At 42.5% G+C, this 25,191-nt stretch carries 26 protein-coding genes and 2 pseudogenes; 4 read left to right on the forward strand and 24 right to left on the reverse strand.

The window, feature by feature from the left end; translation table 11 throughout:
* Nucleotides 1-17: 17 nt before the first annotated feature.
* Both rplA and rplK read right to left on the reverse strand, forming a co-directional pair.
* Nucleotides 18-707 carry a 50S ribosomal protein L1 gene (gene rplA / locus K1I56_RS02545; protein WP_003005355.1) on the reverse strand — a complete coding sequence of 230 codons (690 nt, stop codon included), beginning with the start codon at nt 705-707 and terminating at the stop codon, nt 18-20.
* A 97-nt stretch (nt 708-804) separates the two neighbouring features.
* Complete coding sequence (gene rplK / locus K1I56_RS02550) at nt 805-1,230, reverse strand: 50S ribosomal protein L11 (RefSeq protein ID WP_003005369.1); 426 nt, start codon at nt 1,228-1,230, stop codon at nt 805-807.
* Nucleotides 1,231-1,390: 160 nt separating this feature from the next.
* Here rplK and K1I56_RS02555 point away from each other — a divergent pair, with 160 nt between their 5' ends.
* Nucleotides 1,391-1,735, forward strand: a complete 345-nt coding sequence (locus K1I56_RS02555) for a DUF3397 family protein (RefSeq protein WP_223325131.1) — start codon at nt 1,391-1,393, stop codon at nt 1,733-1,735.
* Nucleotides 1,736-1,829: 94 nt separating this feature from the next.
* Here the strand turns inward: K1I56_RS02555 and K1I56_RS02560 are convergent, their stop codons facing one another.
* Nucleotides 1,830-3,416 (reverse strand): ATP-binding cassette domain-containing protein, encoded by a 1,587-nt coding sequence (locus K1I56_RS02560; RefSeq protein ID WP_223325133.1) that lies wholly within the window; start codon nt 3,414-3,416, stop codon nt 1,830-1,832.
* Between the two features lie 83 nt (nt 3,417-3,499).
* Here K1I56_RS02560 and K1I56_RS02565 point away from each other — a divergent pair, with 83 nt between their 5' ends.
* On the forward strand, nt 3,500-4,348 hold the full coding sequence (locus K1I56_RS02565) for a helix-turn-helix domain-containing protein (RefSeq protein WP_223325140.1): 849 nt from the start codon (nt 3,500-3,502) through the stop codon (nt 4,346-4,348).
* Nucleotides 4,349-4,370: 22 nt separating this feature from the next.
* Here K1I56_RS02565 and K1I56_RS02570 read toward each other — a convergent pair whose 3' ends face one another.
* The 6 genes and pseudogenes from K1I56_RS02570 to K1I56_RS02590 form a co-directional block, all read right to left on the reverse strand.
* Nucleotides 4,371-6,716, reverse strand: a complete 2,346-nt coding sequence (locus tag K1I56_RS02570) for an HAD-IC family P-type ATPase (RefSeq protein WP_223325143.1) — start codon at nt 6,714-6,716, stop codon at nt 4,371-4,373.
* An 8-nt stretch (nt 6,717-6,724) separates the two neighbouring features.
* Nucleotides 6,725-7,111, reverse strand: a complete 387-nt coding sequence (gloA2, locus tag K1I56_RS02575; RefSeq protein WP_155167469.1) for an SMU1112c/YaeR family gloxylase I-like metalloprotein — start codon at nt 7,109-7,111, stop codon at nt 6,725-6,727.
* A 66-nt stretch (nt 7,112-7,177) separates the two neighbouring features.
* Nucleotides 7,178-8,632, reverse strand: a pseudogene (locus K1I56_RS10010) (DNA translocase FtsK); the annotation flags it as partial.
* Nucleotides 8,633-8,784: 152 nt separating this feature from the next.
* Nucleotides 8,785-9,541 (reverse strand): annotated as a pseudogene (locus K1I56_RS10015) (DNA translocase FtsK); the annotation flags it as partial.
* A 152-nt stretch (nt 9,542-9,693) separates the two neighbouring features.
* Entirely contained in the window at nt 9,694-10,197 is a 504-nt protein-coding gene (locus tag K1I56_RS02585; RefSeq protein WP_118227925.1) for a hypothetical protein, read from the reverse strand.
* 63 nt (nt 10,198-10,260) lie between these two features.
* Nucleotides 10,261-11,025 (reverse strand): hypothetical protein, encoded by a 765-nt coding sequence (locus tag K1I56_RS02590; RefSeq protein ID WP_182280159.1) that lies wholly within the window; start codon nt 11,023-11,025, stop codon nt 10,261-10,263.
* Between the two features lie 239 nt (nt 11,026-11,264).
* Between K1I56_RS02590 and K1I56_RS02595 the strand changes: the two genes are divergently transcribed.
* Nucleotides 11,265-12,110, forward strand: a complete 846-nt coding sequence (locus tag K1I56_RS02595) for a peptidylprolyl isomerase (RefSeq protein ID WP_118095442.1) — start codon at nt 11,265-11,267, stop codon at nt 12,108-12,110.
* Between the two features lie 323 nt (nt 12,111-12,433).
* Here the strand turns inward: K1I56_RS02595 and K1I56_RS02600 are convergent, their stop codons facing one another.
* From K1I56_RS02600 to tmk, 8 genes are all read right to left on the reverse strand, one after another.
* Nucleotides 12,434-13,975, reverse strand: coding sequence for an ABC-F family ATP-binding cassette domain-containing protein (locus K1I56_RS02600; RefSeq protein WP_223325159.1), 1,542 nt, complete (start codon nt 13,973-13,975; stop codon nt 12,434-12,436).
* A gap of 84 nt (nt 13,976-14,059) precedes the next feature.
* Complete coding sequence (locus K1I56_RS02605) at nt 14,060-14,413, reverse strand: arsenate reductase family protein (protein ID WP_223325160.1); 354 nt, start codon at nt 14,411-14,413, stop codon at nt 14,060-14,062.
* Between the two features lie 5 nt (nt 14,414-14,418).
* Nucleotides 14,419-14,910, reverse strand: a complete 492-nt coding sequence (locus K1I56_RS02610) for a methylated-DNA--[protein]-cysteine S-methyltransferase (RefSeq protein ID WP_223325162.1) — start codon at nt 14,908-14,910, stop codon at nt 14,419-14,421.
* Nucleotides 14,894-15,475 (reverse strand): GNAT family N-acetyltransferase, encoded by a 582-nt coding sequence (locus tag K1I56_RS02615; protein ID WP_031576369.1) that lies wholly within the window; start codon nt 15,473-15,475, stop codon nt 14,894-14,896. The genes K1I56_RS02610 and K1I56_RS02615 overlap by 17 nt, the downstream gene beginning before the upstream one ends.
* Nucleotides 15,476-15,492: 17 nt before the next feature.
* Nucleotides 15,493-16,350: a 16S rRNA (cytidine(1402)-2'-O)-methyltransferase gene (gene rsmI / locus K1I56_RS02620; RefSeq protein WP_070587045.1), complete on the reverse strand. Its 858-nt coding sequence runs from the start codon at nt 16,348-16,350 to the stop codon at nt 15,493-15,495.
* Nucleotides 16,351-16,352: 2 nt separating this feature from the next.
* Nucleotides 16,353-16,673 (reverse strand): DNA replication initiation control protein YabA, encoded by a 321-nt coding sequence (gene yabA, locus K1I56_RS02625; protein WP_003005416.1) that lies wholly within the window; start codon nt 16,671-16,673, stop codon nt 16,353-16,355.
* 9 nt (nt 16,674-16,682) lie between these two features.
* Nucleotides 16,683-17,576, reverse strand: a complete 894-nt coding sequence (locus K1I56_RS02630; protein ID WP_223325164.1) for a DNA polymerase III subunit delta' — start codon at nt 17,574-17,576, stop codon at nt 16,683-16,685.
* Nucleotides 17,573-18,211, reverse strand: coding sequence for a dTMP kinase (gene tmk, locus K1I56_RS02635; protein WP_049472085.1), 639 nt, complete (start codon nt 18,209-18,211; stop codon nt 17,573-17,575). Before tmk ends, K1I56_RS02630 begins: the two co-directional genes overlap by 4 nt.
* 149 nt (nt 18,212-18,360) lie before the next feature.
* Between tmk and K1I56_RS02640 the strand changes: the two genes are divergently transcribed.
* On the forward strand, nt 18,361-19,248 hold the full coding sequence (locus K1I56_RS02640; RefSeq protein ID WP_223141680.1) for a YitT family protein: 888 nt from the start codon (nt 18,361-18,363) through the stop codon (nt 19,246-19,248).
* 42 nt (nt 19,249-19,290) lie between these two features.
* Here K1I56_RS02640 and K1I56_RS02645 read toward each other — a convergent pair whose 3' ends face one another.
* From K1I56_RS02645 to K1I56_RS02675, 7 genes are all read right to left on the reverse strand, one after another.
* Nucleotides 19,291-19,947 (reverse strand): CBS domain-containing protein, encoded by a 657-nt coding sequence (locus K1I56_RS02645; RefSeq protein WP_003005183.1) that lies wholly within the window; start codon nt 19,945-19,947, stop codon nt 19,291-19,293.
* Between the two features lie 174 nt (nt 19,948-20,121).
* On the reverse strand, nt 20,122-20,832 hold the full coding sequence (locus K1I56_RS02650; RefSeq protein ID WP_003005434.1) for an ABC transporter ATP-binding protein: 711 nt from the start codon (nt 20,830-20,832) through the stop codon (nt 20,122-20,124).
* Nucleotides 20,832-21,596 carry an ABC transporter ATP-binding protein gene (locus K1I56_RS02655; protein WP_003005595.1) on the reverse strand — a complete coding sequence of 255 codons (765 nt, stop codon included), beginning with the start codon at nt 21,594-21,596 and terminating at the stop codon, nt 20,832-20,834. Before K1I56_RS02655 ends, K1I56_RS02650 begins: the two co-directional genes overlap by 1 nt.
* A complete protein-coding gene (locus K1I56_RS02660; protein WP_003008278.1) occupies nt 21,596-22,543 on the reverse strand; it encodes a branched-chain amino acid ABC transporter permease in 948 nt (315 codons plus the stop codon). The genes K1I56_RS02655 and K1I56_RS02660 overlap by 1 nt, the downstream gene beginning before the upstream one ends.
* 3 nt (nt 22,544-22,546) lie before the next feature.
* On the reverse strand, nt 22,547-23,416 hold the full coding sequence (locus K1I56_RS02665) for a branched-chain amino acid ABC transporter permease (protein WP_021153669.1): 870 nt from the start codon (nt 23,414-23,416) through the stop codon (nt 22,547-22,549).
* An 81-nt stretch (nt 23,417-23,497) separates the two neighbouring features.
* A complete protein-coding gene (locus tag K1I56_RS02670) occupies nt 23,498-24,655 on the reverse strand; it encodes an ABC transporter substrate-binding protein (RefSeq protein ID WP_023918808.1) in 1,158 nt (385 codons plus the stop codon).
* A gap of 108 nt (nt 24,656-24,763) precedes the next feature.
* Nucleotides 24,764-25,042, reverse strand: a complete 279-nt coding sequence (locus K1I56_RS02675; protein ID WP_023918810.1) for a DUF2129 domain-containing protein — start codon at nt 25,040-25,042, stop codon at nt 24,764-24,766.
* Nucleotides 25,043-25,191: the final 149 nt, after the last annotated feature.

Below are 25,191 nucleotides of genomic sequence, written 5' to 3' on the forward strand. Positions count from 1 at the left end.
GCAGCTTTTCATTTCAATTAAAGTGAGTTAACATCCACTTTGATACCAGGACCTTGAGTTGTAGTCAAAGTCAAGCTAGTTACGTAAGTACCTTTAGCTGTAGCTGGTTTTGCTTTTTGGATTGTGTCGTTGAAAGCTTTAAAGTTTTCAACCAATTTAGTATCATCGAATGAAACTTTACCGATGATCGCTTGAACGATACCTGCTTTATCAGCACGGTAAGTGATTTTACCACCTTTAGACTCTTCAACTGCTTTCGCAACATCCATTGTTACTGTACCAGTTTTAGGGTTTGGCATCAAGTTACGAGGTCCAAGGACACGTCCAAGACGTCCAACAAGAGCCATCATGTCAGGTGTAGCGATAACTACGTCGAAGTCCAACCAACCATCGTTGATTTTCGCAACAAGGTCATCTTCACCTACGAAGTCTGCACCAGCAGCTTTTGCTTCTTCAGCTTTTGCACCACGTGCAAATACAAGTACGCGAGCTGTTTTACCAGTTCCGTTTGGCAATACCATTGCACCACGGATTTGTTGGTCAGCTTTTTTCACGTCGATGTTCAAGTTGTATGCAACTTCTACAGTTGCGTCAAATTTTGCAAAGTTAGTTTCTTTTGCAAGAGCTACAGCTTCTTCTACGCTGTAGACTTTTGTGCTGTCGATTTTTTCAAGAGCAGCACGAAGTTGTTTGCTTTTTTTAGCCATTTTATCTTTCTCCTTGTAATGTGGTCATATCGATTTTCATCTCCCACGTCACTCGTCATTTGATCAAGTGTATTGCGGGCAAATAGGATTGTTACAATTAGTCAGTAACAGTGAATCCCATAGAACGAGCAGTACCTTCGATCATACGCATTGCAGACTCAATGTTTGCAGCGTTCAAATCTGGCATCTTAGTTTCAGCGATTTGTTGTACTTGTGCACGAGTTACAGTTGCAACTTTCGTTTTGTTCGGTGTACCTGAACCTTTTTCAACACCTGCAGCTTTTTTCAAAAGAACAGCAGCTGGTGGTGTTTTTGTAACGAAATCGAATGATTTGTCTTCATAAACAGTGATGACAACTGGGATGATCATACCAGCTTGATCAGCTGTACGAGCGTTAAACTCTTTAGTGAATCCCATGATGTTGATACCTGCTTGACCAAGCGCTGGACCAACCGGTGGAGCTGGAGTAGCTTTACCAGCAGGGATTTGCAATTTTACAAGTTTTTCGACTTTTTTAGCCATTTCTTAAATCCTCCTTTGTGGTTTTGGCGGTAATTACAGATTTTTACCTCCCACAAGTATGCTTTGTGCATACCTTTCTATTATACACGATTTCTCATTTTTTGCAAGAAAAAATTAAAATATAGTAAACTTTTTTTTCGTTTTATGATAGAATGAAGCTATGTTAATCAAAGTTGCTTCTGTATTATTTATTTTTTTAACGCTGATTCTGAGCGGCATCATTGTTCACCTCTTTAAACTCCAAAAAAGAGGATGGCGATCCACAGATATTGCCTTTCCTTTATTTGCCCTAGAGTACTACCTGATCTCAGACAGCGCCTTTTATCACAGCCTCTTACCGCTGCTAGCTTTAAGCCTTTCGATTTTAGCCTTGGGGCTAACGATTTATTTCTTAAAAAAGAAAAAAAGCTTTTATTATCCGAAATTTATCAAATACTTCTGGCGCGCTGGATTTCTGGTGACCTTCTTGCTCTATCTGATCCTAACCGCTAGTTTGTTTATCTAATGCTCAAAAAGATACCATCTTCCTTCATCTCAAGGTGGTATCTTTTTTTGACAAAATACGTTGATTTGAATGAACTAGGACGTATTTGCCTTTGTTAATGATTCATTTTTACAATTTTATGGTCGATAATTTGATAAATAGAATCATAATCTTCTTCTTGGTATTTATGAGCTATTTCTATCAAGGTACACTTTTGATGAGCCAATATTTTTCGAATTTCTCTTGCATTTATTTCATCCAAAGCTGCTGTCACCTCATCGGCTAATAAAATGGGTTTTGGTCGGAGAATACACCGTGCGATTTCTAGTTTCATCATTTGTCCTCCAGATAAATTCTGTGGATCTACTTGGTACTCTAAATCGCCAGCCAATTCATCCCAAAGATGAACAGCTTCTAAAGCTTTTTGAAGTTGGTCATCTGAAAACTCCTGAAATAGGGTCAAATTTTCTTTTACAGTCCCCTTGAATAGATAGGGTTTTTGATGGATTAAATTGACCATGTCATAAGAAGGACAGTAAGATTTCCCTTTTCCACCTATCAATTCGATTTTTCCACCAAACTCATTATCTTCTCCACATAATAAGTGAAACAGGGAAGTTTTACCACTGCCACTGGCACCCGTGAGCAGTACTTTCTGACAAGCAACAATCGTCAGGTTTGTATTTCTAAAGATCAAATGATCTCCAAATGTCTTCGTTAAATCATCGATCTGAATACTGAGCTTTTCTGCCAAAGGTTCTAAGATGGTTGTCGTCTCATTTACTTCAGGCATTTTCAAAATCGACACAACTTTCTTTTTGACGACCGTTGATCCTTGCAAATTAGAGGTCATTTCTAATAATTGTTGCAAAGGTGAGATTAGATTCATAGAAGCCGTCATCATTGCGATGAGTGTTGTCAGAGACAGGGTCGTAGAAGGAAGAAGCAATAAACCCGTTAACAAGGGGGCAATCAGTCCTAATCCTTTTAAAGGACCCGTCCAAAACATGACTAAATTGTGTGTTGTATAGTAGGTATATTGTTGATGCTCCGTTTCACTAATTTCTTTCAGAACATGTTGAGAAAATTCAGTTCCGGCTTGATTGCTTTGGATGGTTTGAATTCCTTTGCTGAAATCGGTGATACTTGATAAACTTTTCTTTCTTGCCTTACTTAGCTCTTCCCCACGTTTTTGTAGGAGTTTGTTAAATACAAACTGAGGAATGATCATCAAGAAACCACCTATTGTAAAGAGAAAACCAATAAAAAAGTTCTGCATGATGAGATAGACTATAGATGCTAGAATGGATAAGCCAAATACTGGATAAATGAGCATAGGAGTCAAAAATTCTTGCCAAAACATCGGAATATCCTGTGTTAAAAATGAGTTTAACTCTGCCTCTGTATACTCTAATTTTTTTAGATGAAAGTAGGTTAAAGTTTTCTCTGAGATCAATATGTTGAATTCTTTGATGATCGATCGAACTAGAAGATTATCGATATACATACATGCATAGATCAATACAAATAGAGCAATTCCTCCTATACCAAAGACAAGTAAAGCGCCCTTATCTCGCGGATTAATCTCACCTGCAAACTGAATAATAAGCGATAACAAAAGTCCTTGAAGTGAATACAAGACAGCAAATAGAACATATAACATCAATTTCCATTTAGATAAACTTTTTAGAATGACTTGCATCTTATTTTTCTCCTTTCCCTTTTTATAGATATAGTATATAATATAAAAAAATAGTATATAAAAAATTACGGAAATCCGAACAAATGGACATTAGAGAAAAATTTAAATTGATTCGAAAACAAAGAAAAATCTCCTTAAGAGAACTTGGGAATATCGCTGGTTCTGCTTCGAGTATTTCTGATTTTGAAAATGGGAAAACCAATCTATCCAATGATATATTGCTTCAATTATTGGGGTACATGATTGTGGAGATTAATGAGATCTTTGATTGGAGTGATTTCCATAGTGCTGAGTTTTTAACCTTGAAAAAACGAATGGATGAAGCAATGGAAAACTCGGATTGGCCATCACTTCTTCAAATAAAAAATGATTTGCAAGAATTAGCGATCTCAAAGCATCAATACATTTACCACATCCTCTCCCTCGTTTTAGAGATTATCATTGCAGAAAAACAGCACAAAACCGTTTCACAGCAGGCAATAAATGAACTGACGGATTACTTTTTTTCATTAGATTATTGGACCAATCTTGACATTGGGTTAATGGGAAGTGTGGTCTCCTATTTCACAACTGAGGCTATTGTTCTCTTTACGGATACAATTTTGGAAAATACACCGGACAAACTTAAGAACAATCTAGATCGAATCAAAATTGATACGATTTTAAATTTAGTATCTGTCTTAATCAGTAGAAAAGAAAAAAGTGCTAGCAAACAACTGCTAACACTTCTATTTGAAAAACATTTCCCTAACTATTTTGCATTTCAAGAATTATACTTACTAGAATTAAAGGCTATCTATCAAAGTATTTGGGAAGATCCAAAGCAAGGGAGATCTCTCCATAATGATGTGATCCATTCGGTTTCATTGTTGCTTTCAAAATCCGAAGCACAAGAATGGGATGCCTATTTTCTAGAACTAACTGAACAGTAAGAATATCGTCATCCAATCGAAACTATTTTATCTGTTTTGCTCTTTTCTTTTGTTTTTTCCGATGAAAGAGCCAGCCTACTAACTTCTTGAAGAATTGAATCAAGAAGAGAGAAAGAACTGCCATGACGGCACAAATAAGTAACGTTTGAAGCCTCAAGGGGCTCATGTTAAAGAATTTCCCTAGGATACTGCTTGAAACCAGAAAAGCTAGGATATTTCCTAGGAGAACCAGTCTCTTGTAGTGATTGAGAGGCTGGGATTCTTGGTAGATGATGGTAAAGCCGACGAAGGCCATCAAGCAGATAGCTGCACTCGAGAGTTCTTCCGACCTCATGCCAAATGCTGAAGAGAACAGTACCAGACTAAAGATCAGTATAAAATCCGTCAAGGCAGCAGGCAGTGCATTTTTAAAGACCGTTTCGATAAAGCGTCCTTTGATGCGCTCGCTATTGGGCTCAAGCGCTAGGAAGAATCCTGGAATCCCAATTGTAAAACCACTGATCAAAGACATCTGCGACGGCATGATGGGATAGGTAAAGGCCAAAAGCGTTACTGAGATAGCCAACAAAATGGAGAAGATATTCTTGATCAAAAAGAGACTAGCTGATCGTTGAATGTTATTGACCACCCGCCGACCTTCTGCTACGATAGACGGCATCTTCCCAAAGTCGGAATCCAGTAAGACCACTTGTGCCATCTTTTTGGTCGCATCATTTCCAGATTCCATCGCAATACTACAATCCGCTGTTTTTAAGGCTAAAATATCGTTGACACCATCTCCGGTCATAGCGACCTTGTGTCCTTTTGCCTGCAAGCCTTCTACAAGGCTTTTCTTTTGCTCTGGGGTCACCCGACCAAAGACTGTATACTGACTCGCCGCTTGGTGCAAGTCTTCTTCCGTCTGCAAGGTTCTGGCATCGATCAGATCTTCAGCTCCTTCAATTCCTGCTTTTTGTGCAATAGCTGAGACGGTAGCAGGGTTGTCCCCTGAAATGACCTTAATGGTTACACCTTGTTCTTTAAAGTAGGCGAAGGTTTCTTTGGCATTTTTTCTCAAAGGATTGGAGAGAATAATCCAGGCTACCAAATCTACAGGAGCCTCTAACGTCTCTCTAAGGTTTTCTCCCCTATATTTTCCAAAGGCCAAGACCCGATTACCTGCCTGCGTAGCAGAAGCAATCTCCTCTTCAACCTCTGAAAAACCTTCTCTTAAAACAAATTCTGGAGCGCCTAATACATAGATCCCCGATTCAAAGGCAATGGCCCCATACTTTTTCTTGGACGTAAAGGGCAGTATTTCAAGAGGCTTCCAAGGACGGCTGACTGGCATCTTGTTGAATTTTCGGATCGCATCCATGGTATCGTTTTGATCCATACTAGCTTCTACATACTGAGCTAGAGCTTCCAATTCTTGAGCGTCTTTTGCCGGACGAATCTCTGTCACTTCCATACCAGGCTCTGTAATAGTCCCTGTCTTATCGACACAAAGGACATCCACGCGCGATAAGGTCTCAATCCCCTTCATGCTATTGAGCAGAACCTTTTCCTTGGCCAATCTGACAGCACCAAGAGCCAGCGCCAAGGTCATCAAGAGGTACAAACCTTCTGGAATCATCCCGATCAAGGCTCCGACTGTTGAAGTCACACTGAGCTTAAGGCTGTCACCTAGGCTGATATAGCTCCGAAGAAAAAGGAGGGAACCTAGCGGAATGATAAGGAGACCAATGATCCCTACGATGCGGTTAACTGCATGAACCATATCAGACTCCTCATGGGACTTGACCTGCTTGGCTTCCAAGCTCAATTGGTTGATGTAGGAGTCATTCCCCACTTTTTCCAATCGTGCCAGCCCTTGACCAGCAATCACAAAGCTACCTGACATGAGCGCATCTTGCGCTCCTTTTTTGACCTCATCAGCTTCACCTGTCAATTGAGATTCATCGACTTTTAGCTCGCCCTCCAGCAAGACCCCATCCGCATAGATCTGGTCTCCAGCTTGAAAGCGAACTAGATCGCCCTCCACCAGCTGATCGATAGGTAGAGCGACTTCTTTGCCTTCGCGAAGAGCGATCGCCTCACTCATGTGTAGAAATTGCATCTGACGTAAGATCCGTCTAGAGCGGACTTCCTGCACAATTCCAACTAAGGAGTTGACCACCACAATCGGGACAAACAAGAGATTGTTCCAAGATTTCACTGCTACCAGCAAGACCGCCAAGACCAGGAAAATCAGATTAAAGTAAGTAAAGACATTGTCTCGAATGATCTGCCCAATACTTTTTTCTGTCTTAATCGTGACCTTATTTTGCTTGCCCTCTTGGATCTTTTTCGCTACTTCTTCCTGACTGAGTCCTTCTAATCTAACCATTGCTTTCCTCACTCATGTATTTCCAAGGGCAATCCTTCTGGATCGAAGAAAAATGCCATCTTCTTGCCATCAAAATCATCATAGCGAAGGCCTGTATTCTCAATACCTAGCTGATCCAATCTAGCTAGATAGGTCTCTACATCGTCCACTTTAAAGGCCAGATGACGCAGTCCCGCATGCTCGGGCAAGGGGAGCTTAGGCCGTTCTGGGGCCGTCGGTTTGATAAAGAGTTCTAAAGTCAACTCCCCTTGGCGGAGATTGATCAAGATATCTCTGCGTTCGGGACGGTCATACTCACTGACAATCGCAAAGCCCAACTGGTCCACATAAAAATGCAACATGGCGTCGCGATCCCGTCCAATGATGGCAATATGATGAATCGTGTCTAACTTCATCTGGTCCTACTTTCTATTTTCTATAAAAAGAAAAGGGAGTGGGGCATATGCCCTTTTTCCCTATCCTTATGATTGTTGCAATACTTTTCGAGGCTTGGTCCCTTCAGCTGGTCCAATCACACCCGCTGCTTCCAACTCTTCCATGAGGCGAGTCGCCCGGTTAAAACCAACCGATAAGCGGCGCTGGATCATTGAAGCACTGGCTTTTTGGGTCTCGATGACGAGCGTTTTGGCCTCTTCAAAGAGAGGATCACCTTCGTCTAAGCCACCCATGCCTCCGTCAAAGTCCGACTCCGATACTTCGCCTGGATCAAAGGCATCATCATAATCAGCTTCTGCCTGCTCTTTGACAAAGTTGACAATCTGCTCCACATCGTCATCTGAGATAAAGGATCCTTGTAGACGGATTGGATGATTTTCATCGATCGGTTTAAAGAGCATGTCCCCACGACCGAGCAATTTCTCTGCGCCATTTTCATCCAAGATGGTCCGTGAGTCGGTTCCAGATGATACCGCAAAAGCGACACGGGAAGGCACATTGGCCTTGATCAAACCTGAGATAACGTCAACCGATGGCCGTTGAGTCGCAAGGATCATGTGGATCCCCGCCGCACGCGCCTTTTGTCCAAGGCGGATAATGGCATCTTCCACTTCTTTACTTGCGACCATCATCAAGTCTGCCAGCTCATCGACAATGACCACGATCAATGGAAGGGGCACTTGCTTCATCTCAGACTGGGCATTGTACTCAGCCACCTTGGCATTAAAGCCAGCAATATTACGAGCACCCACTTTCGAGAAGAGCTCATAGCGATTTTCCATCTCATCAACGACCTTCTGCAGGGCTCGACTGGCCTTGCGTGGGTTGGTCACCACTGGGATCAAAAGGTGAGGAATATCATTGTAGACAGAAAGCTCCACCATCTTAGGATCGACCATCATAAACTTGACTTCGTCCGGACGGGCCTTCATCAAGATACTCGAAATAATCCCATTGACCGCTACTGACTTACCAGATCCAGTAGAACCCGCTACCAAGAGGTGGGGCATCCGAGCCAAATCAAAGGTTCGTGCCGAGCCATCTACAGCCTTCCCAAGAGGAATCTCAAGGAGTTTAGCTGGGTCTGTTTTGGACTGCTCCCACAATTCACGGAAGGAAACAGTCGCAATCTCTGAGTTGGGCACTTCAATCCCGACCAGAGACTTCCCTGGAATCGGTGCTTCAATCCGCACATCCTTGGCTGCTAGTGCCAAGGCCAAATCATCTGCTAGATTGGAGATGCGGTTGACCCGCACACCGACAGCTGGCTTGACCTCATACTTAGTGACAGAAGGACCGATTTCTGCCCGCTCCACTGTCGCCTTGATATTGAAGCTTGCAAAGGTCTCTTCCAAAATGCGGATATTCTGACGAACGATATTTTTCTCTTTGGATTGATTTTTCGGCTTGTCAGGTGCGAAGAGATCAATGGTTGGAAGTTTGTACTGGAGGAGTTCCTTAGGTGTGAAATCCACTTGAACTTCTTCCCCATCGTCCTCGAATTCTTCGGCTTCCGGAAGCTCTTCGTATGCTTCAGGCTCTTCAGGCCATTCTTCATCTGGCAGGTAGATCTCTGGTGTTGCTGGTGCGAAAATTTCGGCTTCTGGGAAGGTCTCTGTGAACGGCTCTTCCGCCGCCAGCACCTCTCCCGTTTCAGGGTCTACAGGATGCCCTTCCATTGAAAGGGGAGTTGTAAGAACTGCACTTGCTTCTTCTTGCTCTCGTTCAGCTGCAGCAGCTTCCTCGGCAGCTCTCGCTTCTTTTTCAAGGAATTTCTGCTCGCGACGTTCTTTGCGTTTTTCCATAGAAGCGTGGAAGGCTTCCGATCCCTTTTCAAACAAATCATAGATGGAGTAGGGACTCATCAAGAGAATCCCCAATCCAATAAAGAGAAGGCCAATAAAATAAGAGCCAATATTTGAAAAGAGGAAGGAAATCGGAGCATAAAGAAGGGCACCGATCATACCACCACCGGCAAAACTCTCCACTCGCAGATGAATCAAGTCTGCCATGATTCTTGAAAAGGTGACCTTGATTCCATTATTGTCTAAATGAAGGGAGGATACAAAGAAGGCCTGAAACATCAAGAGAACCCCAGCAAAGAAGCTTAGGAATCCTGAAATAACCCCTTCGTGTTTGTCCAGCCATTTAAAGGCATAGAGGTAGAAAAAGGTCGCTAAAATAGCCAAGTAAGCCAAACTCCCAACAAAGAGTCGGATTAAGTTGTAGGCCAAGACCCCTACTGCCCCCAATTTCAAGGCTGCAAAGACTAAAACCAGACTAATGAGAATGGTCGCAATCATGCGATGAATCGCTTTTTTTCTTTCTAATTCTGCTTTGGACAGTCGTCTCGTCGACCGTGTTTTTTTTGATTGATTATTGTTTGCCATAACCTTTATTATATCACATTTCCAAGCTAGTTCTCTAGTAAAATCTCTTCCACAAATTTGTAGCAGAAAGCAGAAAAACAGCACCGAGTGGGCACTGTTCTTTAGAGCTGTTTAGAACGATATTCAATGATGTTCAAATTCCAAAATGGTTCTTACTCAGATTTTTTATCCTCCGGTGTGATGGTATCTAGAACTTGGTCGACTTTTTGCTCTCTTTCCAAGTCATGATCCGTTTGAATCATATCAATTTGATCTTGTAAATTTGTCTGCTGGACTTGTGGTTTGAATGACGAAGCAAATCCTACTCCAATTACCAATAAACTCGCTCCAAGGACGCAAAGTCTCTTGACATGCCAAGCCATCGGCAAGGGAATTTTCGCTCGAATACCTGATTTCTTGACCCAATCCGGATGATCTCGCATGACACGATTAGCTGCCATCAGAGGCATCAGGTAGCCAAAGAGCGCAATGACCGTTGTCAAACCAATAACCCGAAAACGATTCTGATTAGATGGAGAAACATGGTTCACTTCCATCAGGACCATGCCCGTAATCACCAAAATAATGACCAGTAATAAGCCCAAAGATCCCCATAGACCTTCCCTACGGTAGCATTTCAATTCATCAAATGACATCTCGTTAAAATTCTTATTCATTCTCCAATAACTCCTTGTGTTTTTTCAGGCTCTTTCAATTAATCTCTATTTTGATCGGAGGATTTACAGATGCCTGCCTTCATCCTTCAAGTATTGCTTAGCCTTTCGAACGATATAGAGTGACTCATCTTCTGAGATTAACTTGTGAAAGAGATCATTGGCTCTGTGCTGATCACCTTTAAGAGTAGCATTCAAGGCTTGGTAGTAGATAATTTCCAACTGCTGGTACTTGAAATCATTGCTTAAATCTTCGAAATAGTCATTGCTTTGGTGTGCAATGGTTAAATCATAAAGAGCGAGACAGACTTTTTTTGTTTTCTCAGCTAGTGTAGGGTCTGTGATAGTCAATTCATTCAACCGATCCTCCAGCTCTTCCCTAGACAAATCAGTATCTGTCAGCACGATCGAGCGAATAAGATAACTCTCAAAAAAATTCTTATATTTCTGCGAATAATCCGTCTGACTAAGTGCTTCCCTAGATTCTTTTATGACAGTATCAAAATCTCCCATCATAAAAGAATAGGCAACCGATGTCAGCTTAATATCTATCTGTGAAATAGCTTTTTTCACATTCTTGTTCAACTGAAGGTATTGCTGCCAAAAAGCTAAATCTAAGTCTACATGGAGCAAGGTGTTGCACTTGTTGGTGTAGCTTTTCTTGAGCAATTGGATGAATAAAATCAAGCATGCAATAACCAATAAAACGCCAGCAGTCTGAAGAAGATTATCCCTGACCACTAATCCAATGCAAAAGATCAGAAGCATTGCTAACAAGCCTGCAGATCTAATATAGAGTCTATAGTTTTTGCGTAGAGTTTTATAATCCAATTTGTAGCCTCCTATTCATGATACGGTTTTTGAGGGAATTCGTTCATTTTCAAACAAATTAACATATCTCCCATCATACCGAATTTTCCATCTATACGCAACTTCCTTCTTAATTAGTGATTTATCAAATGTTATCGGTCTTGAAACAACCTCAGAAAATAGAGAATCCCGTCCAGATTTGAAAGTATCGCAAAATTAAGGTACAATAGAGAAAGACAACTATGTTGGAAAGGAAGAATATGAAAAAATTAATCGCACTACTATTATTTTCCGGCTTGGCTTTGACAGCTTGTTCGTCCAATAAGACAGACGCTAGCTCTTCAAGTGCAAGCAAAGAAAAGACAGAGCAAACAGCAACTTCTAGCTCTAGTGAAAAAGATCAAAAGAAAATTGAAGAAGAACAAAAGAAATTAGAACAACTGCGCAAAGATTTTAACGATGCCATGACCAATGAAAATGCCGTCTTCCCACAACTCTCAACTGATGTGGCTGAAGACGAAGCAGAGGTTAAAATCACAACAACTGAAGGCGATATCACTGTGAAGCTCTTCCCTAAATATGCGCCCCTTGCAGTTGAAAACTTCTTGACCCATGCAAAAGAAGGCTACTACAATGGCTTACTTTTCCACCGTGTCATTAACAACTTTATGATCCAAACTGGAGATCCTAAGGGAGATGGTACTGGTGGCGAATCCATCTGGAAGGGCAAAGACAAATCCAAAGATTCAGGTACTGGTTTTGAGAATGAGTATTCTCCATACCTTTACAACCTTCGTGGAGCCCTTGCCATGGCCAATTCTGGTCCAAATACCAATGGCAGTCAATTCTATATCAACCAAAATAAGGATGATATTTCAAGTAAACTCCCAACTGATCGCTTCCCAGCTAAGATCATCGATGCTTATAAAAATGGTGGAAATCCAACCCTCGATGGTGGTAACTACACTGTCTTTGGCCAAGTGATCGATGGCATGGATGTGGTGGATAAAATCGCCTCTGCCGAAACTGATGATAAGGACAAACCAAAAACAGACATCAAGATTGAAAAAATCGAGATCTTAAAAGACTACAATTTCAAGAAATAATGAAAAGAGAACCGAGAGGTTCTCTTTTTAAGATATTGATAAACATTTTACATAAAATTAGCTAATAGATTCATTGGTAAAAAAATGAATTCTAATTATTTAAGTCATTCATCTACTGAAACTTTCCACCGTGAGAAAAGTGCCTGAAACAGATTTGTTTCAGGCACACGGAATTATTGAGACCTTAGGCTCAATAATTAGTCATGGAACTTCCTGGATTGCTGAAATCATCCACTGGATAATTTCACCTAACCTCCGTACTCACCTAAGGAAAGTTTCTAAAAAGAATCTGAAAAGAGAACCATGCGGTTCTCTTTTTGTCTTTACGTCAATTCATTAAAGTTCCAGATTTGGTCCATCCAGCCTTCATAGAAGTCTGGTTCGTGGCAAACCATGAGAATCGATCCTTTGTACTCTTTCAGAGCCCGTTTCAATTCTTCTTTGGCATCTACATCCAAGTGGTTGGTTGGCTCGTCTAGTACCAAGACATTGTTTTCACGATTCATCAAGAGACAGAAGCGTACCTTGGCTTGCTCTCCACCGGATAACACCTGGATTTGGCTCTCGATATGTTTGGTGGTCAAGCCACAGCGGGCAAGGGCGGCACGGACTTCCGCTTGGTTGAGAGCTGGAAAGGCATTCCAGACTGCTTCAAGCGGTGTCTGGCGATTGCCACCTTCGACCTCTTGCTCGAAGTAGCCAAGTTCTAGGTAATCTCCCCGCTCTACTTCTCCAGCAATCGGTGGGATGATTCCTAGCAAGCTCTTCAAGAGAGTGGTTTTCCCGATCCCATTGGCCCCGATGATGGCAACTTTTTGATTGCGTTCAAACGTTAAGTTCAAAGGCTTGGTCAAAGGACGGTCATAGCCAATCTGGAGATCCTTAGCTTGGAAGATAAAGCGTCCCGGAGTGCGGGCATTTTTAAACTCAAAGGATGGCTTTGGTTTCTCACTTTGCAACTCAATGAGTTCCATCTTGTCCAGCTTCTTCTGACGAGACATGGCCATGTTCCGTGTAGCCACACGCGCCTTATTGCGGGCTACGAAATCTTTCAAATCAGCAATCTCTTTTTGCTGACGCTCATAAGCCGCTTCCAATTGCGATTTCTTCATTTCGTAAACTTCGAGGAATTGGTAGTAGTCCCCAGAATAACGGGTCAACTGCTGATTTTCCACATGGTAGACGATGTTGATCACATCGTTCAAGAAAGGAATATCGTGAGAAATGAGGACAAAGGCATTTTCATAATTCTGCAAATAGCGTTTGAGCCAATCGATGTGCTCTGCATCTAAATAGTTGGTTGGCTCGTCCAAGAGAAGGATATCTGGTTTCTCAAGTAAGAGTTTGGCCAAGAGGACCTTGGTCCGTTGCCCTCCTGACAAGGAGGTCACATCCGTGTCCATGCCAAAGTCCATGACCCCAAGAGCACGCGCCACTTCATCGATCTTGGCATCCAAGGTATAAAAATCACGACTTTCTAGACGCTCTTGGAGTTCTCCAACCTCTTCCATCAAAGCATCGACATCGGCTCCCTCTTCCGCCATGGCCATATAGAGGTCATTGATGCGAGCTTCAGCTGTGAACAACTCATCAAAAGCGGTCCGTAAGACATCGCGAACCGTTTGTCCTTCTTCTAAGACCGAATGCTGATCCAGGTAACCTGCCGTCACGTACTTAGACCACTCCACCTTCCCTTCGTCAGGTTGCATTTTACCCGTCACAATGCTCATGAAGGTCGATTTCCCCTCACCATTGGCCCCGACAAGACCGATATGCTCTCCCTTTAGCAAACGGAAGGACACATCCTCAAAAATCGCACGATCCCCAAAACCGTGACTCAAATTTTTCACTTCTAAAATACTCATGCTTGACTCTCTTTCATTGATTTCACTCGTATGATTATATCATCTTCACTACAAAAAGAAAAGGGAGCCCAACTCCCTTTTCTTTTACAAACCTAAGTCTGCGTATGGTTTCCGGTAGCCCACTTGAACCACTTTTCCGTCTTTGACAAGCAGAGGCCGCTTGATTAGCATACCGTCTGAAGAAAGGAGATCCGCCGCTTCTTTCACTGTCAGTTGATCCACCTTATCTTTCAAACCGAGTTCCCGGTATTTCATCCCGCTAGTATTAAAGAAAGACTTGATCGGTAGGCCAGACGCTGCCATCCAGTCTTGCAATTCTTTGCTAGTAGGTGTTTCTGTGACAATATTTTGGCTTTGAAACTCACATTGGAGACCGTCCAATTCTGATTTAGCCTTTCGACAAGTCGAACATTTTGGGTATTCAATAAAGGTATACATCGATTTTATTTCTCCTTCCAGATAATTCCTTCATGGTGTAAGAGCCAGCGTTTGCGATCGAGTCCAGACGCATAGCCCGTCAGTTGTCCATCTTTTCCCATCACGCGGTGACAAGGGACTAAGATCGTCAAGGGATTGCGTCCAACAGCCTGTCCCACGGCCTGGGCTGAACCACAAGAAAGATCCTGGGCAAGTTGGCCATAGGTCTTGGTCTCACCATATGGGATCTCTCGCAATAACTGCCACACTCGCTCTTGAAAGGCTGTTCCTTGTGGCGCTAGTGGAAAGCTGATAGGGATTGGATCTCCCGCAAAATAATGGTCCAACCACTCCTTCACCTTCTCATGGTAGGGATGGACCTGCTCCAGCGCCCCATAGGGATCAGGCGCATCCTCTTTCGGATCATAAAAATCAAGCTCTACAAGGCCTTCCTCACTGACAATGATCGAAAGAAGCCCCATAGGACTTTCATAAAATTGTTTAAGATAGAGAGTCATTGTAGGCCGCTTCTGCTCTTTGGTCCCAGCGATCTTCTTCTGAGACCACTTGGAATAGACTAGTTTCTGCTTTTCGTTTGATCTTTTGATAAGCCAGACGGACGCCATCAATAGGGACCTTTCCACAATAATGGTAGCCCAATTTTTCAAGCAAATGTTGCATGACCAGATTATCCGGGTGCGTATCGCAACGGAAATCTGGTCCTTTTTCCCCTTCTATTAAACCTTGAAGGAAGGTCTGCGCTACCCCTTTGCCAGCAGCTTCTTTGGCTACAGCGACGCGGTGAAAAGTGACATACATATAATTGTCATGCTCCCACTTGCCATCATAAATCTCATTATAGGCCGCTTCATTTCCCTTGTGGACGGCTGCATAGGCGACAACTTCCTGATCTTCAACTGCCACATAGCCACGACTTTCTAGAATATCCTCAAAAATAATCTCTTCATCTGGATAGCCATCCTGCCACTGGTCAACCTGTCTTTGAGCCAGGCTTTCCTTGGCATCTTGGATGATTTCCATAATTCGCTTAATCTCGTTGGGATAAGCCATTCTAATTTCCATCCTGCTTTCAACCTTTCCTAGTCTTGATGGTAACGAGCATAGAGCTCACTCTTTTGCAGGCCGTATTGTTTTGCGACCTGTTTAATTGCTTGATTTTTCTTCATGCCCTCTTGGACCAAGGTATCGATCTCTTGGATCAAGTCGACCTCTTCTAGGTCTAGCTCTTCTTCCTTGGCTCCTTCGACGATCAAGAGGCACTCCCCTTTGAGAGGATTTTCTTCAAGAAATGCGACTAACTCAGAAATACTGCCGCGAGTATATTCCTCGTAGATCTTGGTTAATTCACGAACCAGGACAACAGGACGATCCCCATAGACAGCCAACATATTCTCTAAGGTTGCCTTCACTCGATGAGGCGATTCATAAAAGATCTGGGTCTCCGGATAGGCCACTTTTTCTTGGAAAAATGCCTTCTGTTGCCCCTCTTTGCGAGGCAGAAATCCATAAAAAATATGAGGTTGAGGGGCTAGGCCACTGGCAATCAAACCCGTTATACCTGCACTAGGACCAGGCACAGCTACGACAGGAATCTCGCGTTCAATCGCTGCCTTGACCAAATCATGACCAGGGTCAGAAATACTAGGGAGTCCTGCATCTGAGACTTGCGCTAAGTCTTTTCCAGATTCTAAATGGGCGATCAGATCTGGAATTTTCTCCATGGCATTGTGCTCATGAAAGCTGGTCTGGGGTGTCGCAATCTCAAAATGCTTGAGCAAGAGGCCTGTATTTCTAGTATCCTCAGCTGCGATCAAGTCCACATCCTTTAGGGTCTGGACCATGCGGTAACTCATATCCTCCCGGTTACCGATCGGTGTTGGGACCAAGTAAAGCACCCCAGTTTTCTTTTCCCCTTTAAAACTTCGTTGGATCTGCATGCTTACTCCCTAAATAACAACTCGTCACAAAACATACACTCTTCATCGTTCTCACGGCGTTGACCATAGGAATAAGTGCAGATATGAAAACCATCGTTGTAAATACGTTGCAAATTTTCACGACCATGGTGTTGTGACTTTGCGGATGAAGTCTTCTCCACTTCCCCCAAACGCTCTCTCAATTTATCATTTTCTAAGCGAAGAGCTGTATTTTCTTCGATGACTTGTTTCAAATTTTTCTTGATGGCTTCGACTTCAGCCAAGGTGACCAACAAATTCTGAGAAAAGCCGTCTAAAGCATCAAATAATTCTTTTTTATTCATTCTGACTCCTTAACTTTCTAAGCTCAAAACCATATATTCTAGAGCATTTTGAAAAGAAACATTGGCCTTCCACATCCTGCGAGCAAGACTCAATTTATCAAGCAACTGCTGGGATCTACTCAAGCGCAACTGCTCTTCTAAAGCCAACTCCATCAAACGAAAGGCCTGGCTTTGTTTTTCCTTATCATCTGCTAGGCTCACTAAACGGGTCACTTCCAAATAAGCACGATTCAAATTGGATTGACACCGTTCGATGAACTGATCACAAACTTTTGCCAGTTCAAAAAACGTAGCATTCTTTTTTTGCTGCTCTGCTTCTTCGAGACTAAAACTAAAACGAGCTACTAAATTTGCCTGTGATTTGATCAAGCCTTCTTTTTCTAGCAGTTTAGTTAGGTAGGCTTGCTTTTTAGGAAAATGGACCTGCTGGGCCCGACTCTTGATAGTCGGTAAGATCAAGTTTTCATCGGATGTCAACAAGAAGAGATAGATCTCACTCTGGGGGTCTTCCATGACTTTTAAAAGAGAGTTGGCCGCATTGGTATGCATCTTATCCGCATCTTGGACGATAAAGACCTGCCGACTTCCTTCAAACCCTGATTGAGAAAAGTCTTGAACGAGCAAGCGAATACGGTCCGTCTTAATGATCTGGTTGACCGGACGCACGATCTTTACATCTGAGAATTCTTCTTCTGCAATCAAGCGGCAGGAACGGCATTTGCCACAAGGCCAGACTCCCTGCAAATCTTCGCAAAATTGACTCTGAGCTAGCAAGAGAGCCATCTCAAAACTGGCAAAAGAACCCGTAAAGAGATAAGCATGACTGAGCTGTTTGTGTTCTAAGATCTGGGTGAAGCGCTCCACCAATTCTGGCTGGAGCTGTTGGATCTCTTCTAGCTTCATTTCAATATCCCCAAGCGATTTTCTAAAACAGCCAAGACATCTGCAAAGACTGCTTCAAAGGATTGACTGGCATCGATTTTCACAATGCGCTCTGGTTCCTTTTCATACAAGGCCAAATAACCTTGTCTGACTTTTTGGTGAAGCTCCAAACCTTCCAAATCCAAACGATTGACTTCCCGCTCTTGGTTTTTCGCAATTCGGGCGAGCCCTTCTTCGACATCCAGATCAAAGTAAAGGGTGAGATCTGGTTTAAGACCATCTGTCGCGAATTGATTGAGCCATTCGATATCTTCCACACTCAGACCGCGACCATACCCTTGATAAGCGACCGAGCTATCAATAAAGCGGTCCATCAAGACGATTTTCCCAGCTGCAAGGGCCGGCAAGACGCGTTCCACCAAATGCTGCCGGCGACTAGCAATATAGAGCAACAACTCGGTCTTGGCATCCATACTAGTATGGTCTGGATCTAAAATGACTTGGCGGATCTTTTCTGCAATGTCTACACCGCCTGGTTCACGGGTTGTAATAAAAGGAATTCCTTTTTCTTCAAGTAGAGGCAAAACGGCTTCTAGGACCGATGATTTCCCCGCTCCTTCTGGACCTTCAAATGAAATTAATGTACCGTTTACCATAGTATCCTCTTTCTAGTTTTCTACTTTTTATTTTACCAAAAATAAGGGTAAAAATCTTGTATTTTAGGAGAGAAAATTTTTCAAAGTCATTTTCATTTTTTCACTTTTTTGTTACAATGATCTTATAAAGTTTTAGGAGACAACCTATCATGTTTAAATTTAAAGATATTCTGGCTATCATCTTGGGGGCCGGCATTTTTTCGTTTGGGATCTATTTTTTGGTCATTCCCTTTCACTTCTATGAAGGAGGAGCGACAGGGATTACCTTGATCACCTATTACCTCTTAAAAATCCCCGTATCTCTGATGAACTTGCTGATCAATATACCTCTCTTCGTTCTGGCTTGGAAACTGCTGGGCAAGAAATCTCTTTACCTGAGCTTACTTGGGACTTTCTCGGTTTCGGCATGGATGGCAATTTTTGAGGCCATGCCCCTCAGCCACCACTACCATCACTTTATCTTTACAGCCTTTAAAGGAGATATTCTGCTTGCCTGTATAGCCTCAGGGGTTGTCCTTGGTTTAGGTCTAGGGATCATCTTCAATGCTGGGGGAACTACGGGAGGAACTGATATCCTCGCTCGCATCTTTAACAAATACACTTCCCTCAGCATGGGAAAACTCATGTTGATTGTAGATGCCATTGTTCTGACAACTGTGGTCATTGTCTTCCAAGATGTCCGTACAGCTATGTACACCCTCTTCTTTATCCTGATTGACACCCTTGTGATCGACTTGATTGGAGAAGGTGGTTTTGCTGGAAAAGGCTTCCTTATCGTCACATCTAAACCAGAAGAAATTGCCCAAAAAGTATCCGACGATCTGGGTCGCGGGATTACCTTTATCCGCGGGATGGGCTATTACAGCCGTAAGGACCTGGATATCGTCTACTGTGTCGTTTCACGGAATGAGATGAAACAAATGAAAGACATCATCAATCAGATCGATCCATTCGCCTTCATCACCATTTCTGAAGCCCATGAAATTCTCGGCGAAGGCTTCACTTTAGATAAAGAAAAACAACCCATTAACCGTTAATAGAAAAATCAGACTGGATTGTCATCCAGCCTGATTTTTTTATTAAATAGCTTTTGCGGTTGTTCGAGTGATTTCATCAACTTTCAAACCGTTGGCTTCAAATTTACTACGGATTCCTTCTAGATCTGTCACCCCATCAATTTGGACTTCGATAACCACACGATCGTCTTTGGTTGGGATATTGACTGTATTGGCGATGTTATACCCTTCTTCTACAATCAAGTGAATGATTTGTTCTAGAACGCCAACCTTATCTTCTGTCACAAAGCGAACACGAACTCCTTCTTCTCCATAGCCCGATACTTCAAGGAAAGCACGGAAAATATCACGGTCTGTGATGACACCGGATACTTGGTCATTGTCCACGACTGGAAGAATTCCCACCTTGTTCTTGTACATGAGGTAGGTCGCATCTTCTAAGCTCGCAAATTTAGAGACGGTAATGACATCGCGAAGCATGACATCTTTAACCTTAGTCTTGTTCAACAGATAGTTCATCTCGAAAATAGACAAGCTTGTTGCTTTAGATGGACTTGCTTCTGCAATCGTACCTTCTGTCACCAAACCAACCAATTTATCGTTTTCAATGACTGGCAAACGGTGCAAACCTTGTTCGCGCATCAAATCTGCCGCGTGGGCAATTGTAGTATCTGGACTAATGTAAACCACTTTACGTGTCATAAAATCTTTAACAGCCATAACAAGTTCTCCTATGCTTTTATTAGTTTTATTATACTTGATTTTAAGAATGATTTCAAACGCTTTCAGCAGTTTTCTCTTGTTTTCAAAATTTAGAAAAATCAAACAAGAAAGATGAAAAAAGAAAGGTCTTCAGGACCTTTCTTTTTACTATTCTAGTGAACTTTAGAAATCTTATCCACCAAGGTAGGCCTTGCGGACTTCTTCTGAGGCTAAGAGTTCTTTTCCTGTTCCGGTAAGAACGACTTTCCCTGTTTCCAAAACATAACCGCGGTCTGCGATGGCAAGAGCCTTGTTGGCATTTTGCTCGATCAAGAGAACAGTTGTCCCTTGTTTTTGGATATCTTGGATGATATCAAAGATTTCTTGGATAAAGATTGGGGCCAATCCCATAGAAGGTTCATCCAGAAGCAAGAGTTTTGGCGTCGACATAAGTGCACGACCCATTGCAAGCATTTGTTGTTCCCCACCAGATAGGGTTGCTGCATCTTGGTTCTTCCGTTCTTCCAAACGTGGGAAACGGGAGAAGACTTTCTTCAAGTTAGCTTGATTTTCTTCTCGATCTTTCTTCAAGAAAGCTCCCATCTCCAAGTTTTCCATAACAGTTAATCCTGGAAAGACATGACGACCTTCTGGAACTTGAGAGAGTCCCGCTGCTACAATCTTTTGAGCCGGAACCTTTTGAATCTCCTGACCCAAAAACTCGATTTTCCCAGCACTTGGACGCACCAAACCGGAAATGGTACGAAGAATAGATGTTTTCCCAGCTCCGTTAGCACCGATAAGAGAAACAACTTCCCCTTCGTTTACCTCGAAACTGACATCACGGACAGCCTGGATCATGCCATAGTGTACAGAAAGATTTTCAACTTTTAACATAGACATTAGGCTTCACCTCCTAGATAGGCTTCGATTACGCGTTTGTTGGTCTTGATTTCATCTGGCGTACCATGGGCAATCAAGCGACCGTATTCCAATACATAAATCCGTTCTGTTACTTCCATAACCAAGCTCATATCGTGCTCGATCAGCATGATCGTAATATTAAATTCTTTTTGAATGCGACGGATCAATTGGGTCAATTCTGCTGTTTCTTGAGGGTTCATCCCTGCAGCAGGCTCATCCAAGAAGAGGATTTTTGGCTCTGTAGCAAGGGCACGAACGATCTCCAAGTGACGTTGTTGTCCGTAAGCTAAGTTTTTGGCCAAGGTATCTGCTTCTTTTTCCAAACCAAAAATCGCTAACAATTCAAGGGCTTTTGCTTTCAAAGCTTCTTCATTCTTGTAATAGCTTGGCAAGCGGAAAAGACTCGCAAAGACATGTGGTTTGTGGTGATTAGCAAAGGCAATCAAGACATTGTCCAACACGCTCAAATCTTTAAAGAGACGAATATTTTGGAAAGTACGTCCCAGACCACCTGCAGCGATTTTATAAGGTGCTTTACCATTTAGGAGCTGACCATCTAAGGTAATGGTCCCTTCACTTGGTTCATATACCCCTGTTAGGAGGTTGAAGAGGGTTGTTTTCCCGGCACCGTTGGGTCCGATCAAACCAACCAATTCCCCTTCATTGAGTTCCATGGTCACATCCCCAACGGCTGTCAAACCACCAAAGTTTTTTGTTAAATTTTTTACTTCAAGAAGTGCCATTAGTTAGCCTCCTTTTTTGAGAGTAGTTTTTTCAAGCTGAATTCCCATGTTCCAAGAAGACCACCTGGACGGAAGATCATCACGAGAATCAAAGCCAATGAGTAAATGATCATACGTACACTTGAGAAGTCTTGAAGCACCATATTCAAGATACCCAAGACGATGGCTGCTACAACTGTTCCTGACATTGATCCCAAACCACCAAACACGACAATGATCAAGACATTAATGGTATTGGTGAAAGAGTAATCTTTAGGAACAACAGATCCGATAAAGCCAGCTTGGAGAGATCCAGCAATCGCCGCTGTGATCGCACCAAATACAAAGGCGATGACTTTGACTTTGGTCGTATTGATCCCAACAGATTCTGCTGCGATTTCATCTTCACGAACAGAAAGGGTAGAGCGTCCAATTGGACTGCGTAAGAAGTTAATCGTAAAGATCGTTGTAATGACAACAAAGAGGTAAACCAATTGCCAAGTTGTAAAGGCTGGCAAACCAAGGATCCCAGCAGCCCCATTGGTGAGAGTACCCCCATTGACGATCAAGATCCGGATGATTTCAGAAACCCCAAGTGTCGCAATCGCGAGGTAGTCCCCTTTCAAACGAAGGGTTGGAACCCCAACGATCAAGGCAACGACACCAGCAATCAAAGCACCTAAAACCATCGCGCCAAAGAAAGCACCATAGGTTGGTGATTTAGAACCGAGAATGGCTGCAGAATAGGCACCAATCGCCATAAATCCGGCATGCCCGAGCGAGAATTGACCTGAGAAACCAACAATGAGGTTCAAGCCAACTGCAAGGATAATATTAATTCCAATTTGTTCTAATATTTGGATATAGAAGAGGTTGAGCACACCCGCTGCAACCAAGACTTGGATCAAGGCAAAACCTGCGACCAAAAGACCAAGCCAGACTAAATTCACTTTTAAATTTTGTTTCATGGCTTACACCTTCTCTTTCACATTTTTACCGAGGATACCTGCTGGACGGATGAGCAAGATCACAATTAAGATGGCATACACAATGGCATCACGGAAGTCTGAAAGACCGATCGCTGTAGCGAAGGTTTCCAACAAACCGATAACAAATCCACCTAGGGCCGCACCTGGAATGATTCCGATTCCTCCAAGAACGGCTGCGACAAAGGCTTTGATCCCTGGTGTCATCCCCATCAAAGGCTCGATCGAGTTGTAATACAAACCAATCAAGACACCACCAGCACCTGCCAAGGCTGATCCCAAAGCAAAGGTAAAGCTGATCGTACGGTTTACGTTAATCCCCATCAATTGAGCGGCATCACTATCGACAGATACAGCCCGCATGGCTTTCCCCATCTTTGTCTTTTGAATAATAAATTGAAGAGCAACCATCAAGAAAACAGACACTCCCAAGATCATCAACTGAATATTGGAGATTGAAATAGGACCGAAGTTGTAACGAACCGTTTTAATCACTTGCGGGAAGGAACGGGTATTGGCCCCTACGAAGAAGACCATCCCATATTCAAGCAAGAAGGAAACCCCGATGGCTGTGATCAAGGCAGCAATCCGAGTCGAATGACGAAGCGGACGATAAGCCAGGTATTCAATTACAACCCCTAAAATAGCTGTCCCAACCATTGCTAGGAGCAAGGCTACAAAGAAGTTCACTTTCCATGAGTTCAATAAGAAATATCCCATAAAGGCACCTACCATGTAGATATCCCCATGGGCAAAGTTGATCAATTTGATAATTCCATACACCATGGTATAACCAAGGGCCAAGAGTGCATAGACACTTCCCAAGATTAGACCGTTCACTAATTGCTGGAGCATTTGAACCATCCTTTCTAACAATAAAGAGCGAGGCCAGGAATTTTCATTCTCCCAGCCTCTTGTACAAACAACAAATGATAATTATGGTTTTACAGACTCAACTGATTTGACTTTACCATCTTTCAAGCCAATCATAAGAGCTGATTTAACCGGGTTGTGGTTCTTGTCAATTGACATTGTACCAGTCACACCTTCCAAGTCTTTCAACTTCGCAAGGTTATCTTTCAATTCGACAGAGTTCTTAGCACCTTTAGATGCTTCTGCAACCATGTAAACTGAATCATAAGCCAAAGCTGCGAACATTGAAGGTTCTTCATTGTATTTCGCTTTGTAGGCTTCTACGAATTTCTTGGCTTTATCAGTCATTTCACCTTCAGTAGAGAATCCAGCTACGTAGTAGATATCTGTAGCTGCAGCAGGTGTTGCTTGTTCAACGAACTTAGCATCGCTAAATCCATCCCCACCAATGATTGGTTGTTTGATTCCCATACCACGCGCTTGGTTTACGATCTTACCAGTTTCAGTGTAGTAACCTGGAAGAACAATCGCATCGAAGTCTTTATCTTTGATTTTTGTAAGGGCAGCTTGGAAGTCTGTATCCTTAGATTGGAAGGTTTCTGTTGCTACGATTTCACCTTTGTAAGATTTCTTGAAGGCTTCAGCAATCCCTTTCGCATAGTCAGATGAGTTATCGTAGTAAAGAACGACTTTCTTCGCTTTCAAGTTATCCGTTGTGTATTTGGCAATGATTTTTCCTTGGAAGCTATCGATGAAGGTTGCACGGAAAAGGTAATCTTGACCTTTTGTCAAATCATCTTGAGTTGCAGATGGTGTAACCAATGGAACACCTGCTTTACCAGCATTGGCAACCGCTGCTGCAGTAGCACCTGAAGTTGCAGGTCCTACAAGAGCGTTCACTTTTGATTGAGTGACAAGGTTTGTAGTGACTGTAGCTGCTTCAGCTGTTTCAGATTTGTTATCTTTATCTGTGACAACGATCTTCTTACCGTCAGCTCCACCCTTAGCGTTGATTTCATCAACGGCCAATTGAGCACCTTTTTGTTCAGCGCTACCGTAGGCTGCTACTTCACCAGTTTTTTCAAAGTTAAAACCGACTTTTAGTTCTTTGCCGATTTCGTTACCAGTTGTGTTTGAACCTGAAGTAGAAACTTCACCACAAGCAGCAAGAAGAGCGACACTTGCAATGGTTAAAAATGAAAGAGCAAATTTTTTCTTCATTTGTAATGATCTCCTTAAATGAATCTTAAAATAAATACATTAAGAATATACCGAATTATCTGACAATTGTCAATAAAAAAAGCGCAATCCATCAAATGATTGCGTTTTCTAAACTTCTGTGACCACAGATGGGGTCTCCAATCGTTGTAAACTCCCCACAAAATCTGTATCTAAATCTTTGAGATGGCAAGGCAAGACCTTTTTGACATAACGTTCTTTCTTTAAGTCTTCCATGACTTGATCGGCCTTGTCACTGTCCACATACAATTGAACATAACGGCATTTCTTAGAATGGTACAAGACATCTCCGACAGATTGTAATTTTTTCCCATCTCGATTGTAATACAACTTGACAATCAAGCCTGTTCTTTCTTGTTTCTCAAACATGGTCAATCCCTTTCTCGTTCTGTTACTAGTATATCAAATTTCAAGAAAAAGAACTACTCTTTTATGGGAGCAAAAAAGAGAGTGGGACAGAAATCGGTAATTCGTTAGAATTCGATTTCGTCGTCCCACCTCCGCACAGTTGAGTAGGG

Source organism: Streptococcus parasanguinis (assembly GCF_019929185.1).
GTDB lineage: Bacteria > Bacillota > Bacilli > Lactobacillales > Streptococcaceae > Streptococcus > Streptococcus parasanguinis_O.

Bases quoted from the DNA above. Each gene is read 5' to 3' on its own strand.
- rplA (WP_003005355.1), bottom strand. From the start codon at position 707: ATGGCTAAAAAAAGCAAACAACTTCGTGCTGCTCTTGAAAAAATCGAC.
- rplK (WP_003005369.1), bottom strand. From the start codon at position 1,230: ATGGCTAAAAAAGTCGAAAAACTTGTAAAATTGCAAATCCCTGCTGGT.
- K1I56_RS02555 (WP_223325131.1), top strand. From the start codon at position 1,391: ATGTTAATCAAAGTTGCTTCTGTATTATTTATTTTTTTAACGCTGATT.
- K1I56_RS02560 (WP_223325133.1), bottom strand. From the start codon at position 3,416: ATGCAAGTCATTCTAAAAAGTTTATCTAAATGGAAATTGATGTTATAT.
- K1I56_RS02565 (WP_223325140.1), top strand. From the start codon at position 3,500: ATGGACATTAGAGAAAAATTTAAATTGATTCGAAAACAAAGAAAAATC.
- K1I56_RS02570 (WP_223325143.1), bottom strand. From the start codon at position 6,716: ATGGTTAGATTAGAAGGACTCAGTCAGGAAGAAGTAGCGAAAAAGATC.
- gloA2 (WP_155167469.1), bottom strand. From the start codon at position 7,111: ATGAAGTTAGACACGATTCATCATATTGCCATCATTGGACGGGATCGC.
- K1I56_RS02585 (WP_118227925.1), bottom strand. From the start codon at position 10,197: ATGAATAAGAATTTTAACGAGATGTCATTTGATGAATTGAAATGCTAC.
- K1I56_RS02595 (WP_118095442.1), top strand. From the start codon at position 11,265: ATGAAAAAATTAATCGCACTACTATTATTTTCCGGCTTGGCTTTGACA.
- K1I56_RS02600 (WP_223325159.1), bottom strand. From the start codon at position 13,975: ATGAGTATTTTAGAAGTGAAAAATTTGAGTCACGGTTTTGGGGATCGT.
- K1I56_RS02605 (WP_223325160.1), bottom strand. From the start codon at position 14,413: ATGTATACCTTTATTGAATACCCAAAATGTTCGACTTGTCGAAAGGCT.
- K1I56_RS02610 (WP_223325162.1), bottom strand. From the start codon at position 14,910: ATGACTCTCTATCTTAAACAATTTTATGAAAGTCCTATGGGGCTTCTT.
- K1I56_RS02615 (WP_031576369.1), bottom strand. From the start codon at position 15,475: ATGGAAATTAGAATGGCTTATCCCAACGAGATTAAGCGAATTATGGAA.
- rsmI (WP_070587045.1), bottom strand. From the start codon at position 16,350: ATGCAGATCCAACGAAGTTTTAAAGGGGAAAAGAAAACTGGGGTGCTT.
- yabA (WP_003005416.1), bottom strand. From the start codon at position 16,673: ATGAATAAAAAAGAATTATTTGATGCTTTAGACGGCTTTTCTCAGAAT.
- K1I56_RS02630 (WP_223325164.1), bottom strand. From the start codon at position 17,576: ATGAAGCTAGAAGAGATCCAACAGCTCCAGCCAGAATTGGTGGAGCGC.
- tmk (WP_049472085.1), bottom strand. From the start codon at position 18,211: ATGGTAAACGGTACATTAATTTCATTTGAAGGTCCAGAAGGAGCGGGG.
- K1I56_RS02640 (WP_223141680.1), top strand. From the start codon at position 18,361: ATGTTTAAATTTAAAGATATTCTGGCTATCATCTTGGGGGCCGGCATT.
- K1I56_RS02645 (WP_003005183.1), bottom strand. From the start codon at position 19,947: ATGGCTGTTAAAGATTTTATGACACGTAAAGTGGTTTACATTAGTCCA.
- K1I56_RS02650 (WP_003005434.1), bottom strand. From the start codon at position 20,832: ATGTCTATGTTAAAAGTTGAAAATCTTTCTGTACACTATGGCATGATC.
- K1I56_RS02655 (WP_003005595.1), bottom strand. From the start codon at position 21,596: ATGGCACTTCTTGAAGTAAAAAATTTAACAAAAAACTTTGGTGGTTTG.
- K1I56_RS02660 (WP_003008278.1), bottom strand. From the start codon at position 22,543: ATGAAACAAAATTTAAAAGTGAATTTAGTCTGGCTTGGTCTTTTGGTC.
- K1I56_RS02665 (WP_021153669.1), bottom strand. From the start codon at position 23,416: ATGCTCCAGCAATTAGTGAACGGTCTAATCTTGGGAAGTGTCTATGCA.
- K1I56_RS02670 (WP_023918808.1), bottom strand. From the start codon at position 24,655: ATGAAGAAAAAATTTGCTCTTTCATTTTTAACCATTGCAAGTGTCGCT.
- K1I56_RS02675 (WP_023918810.1), bottom strand. From the start codon at position 25,042: ATGTTTGAGAAACAAGAAAGAACAGGCTTGATTGTCAAGTTGTATTAC.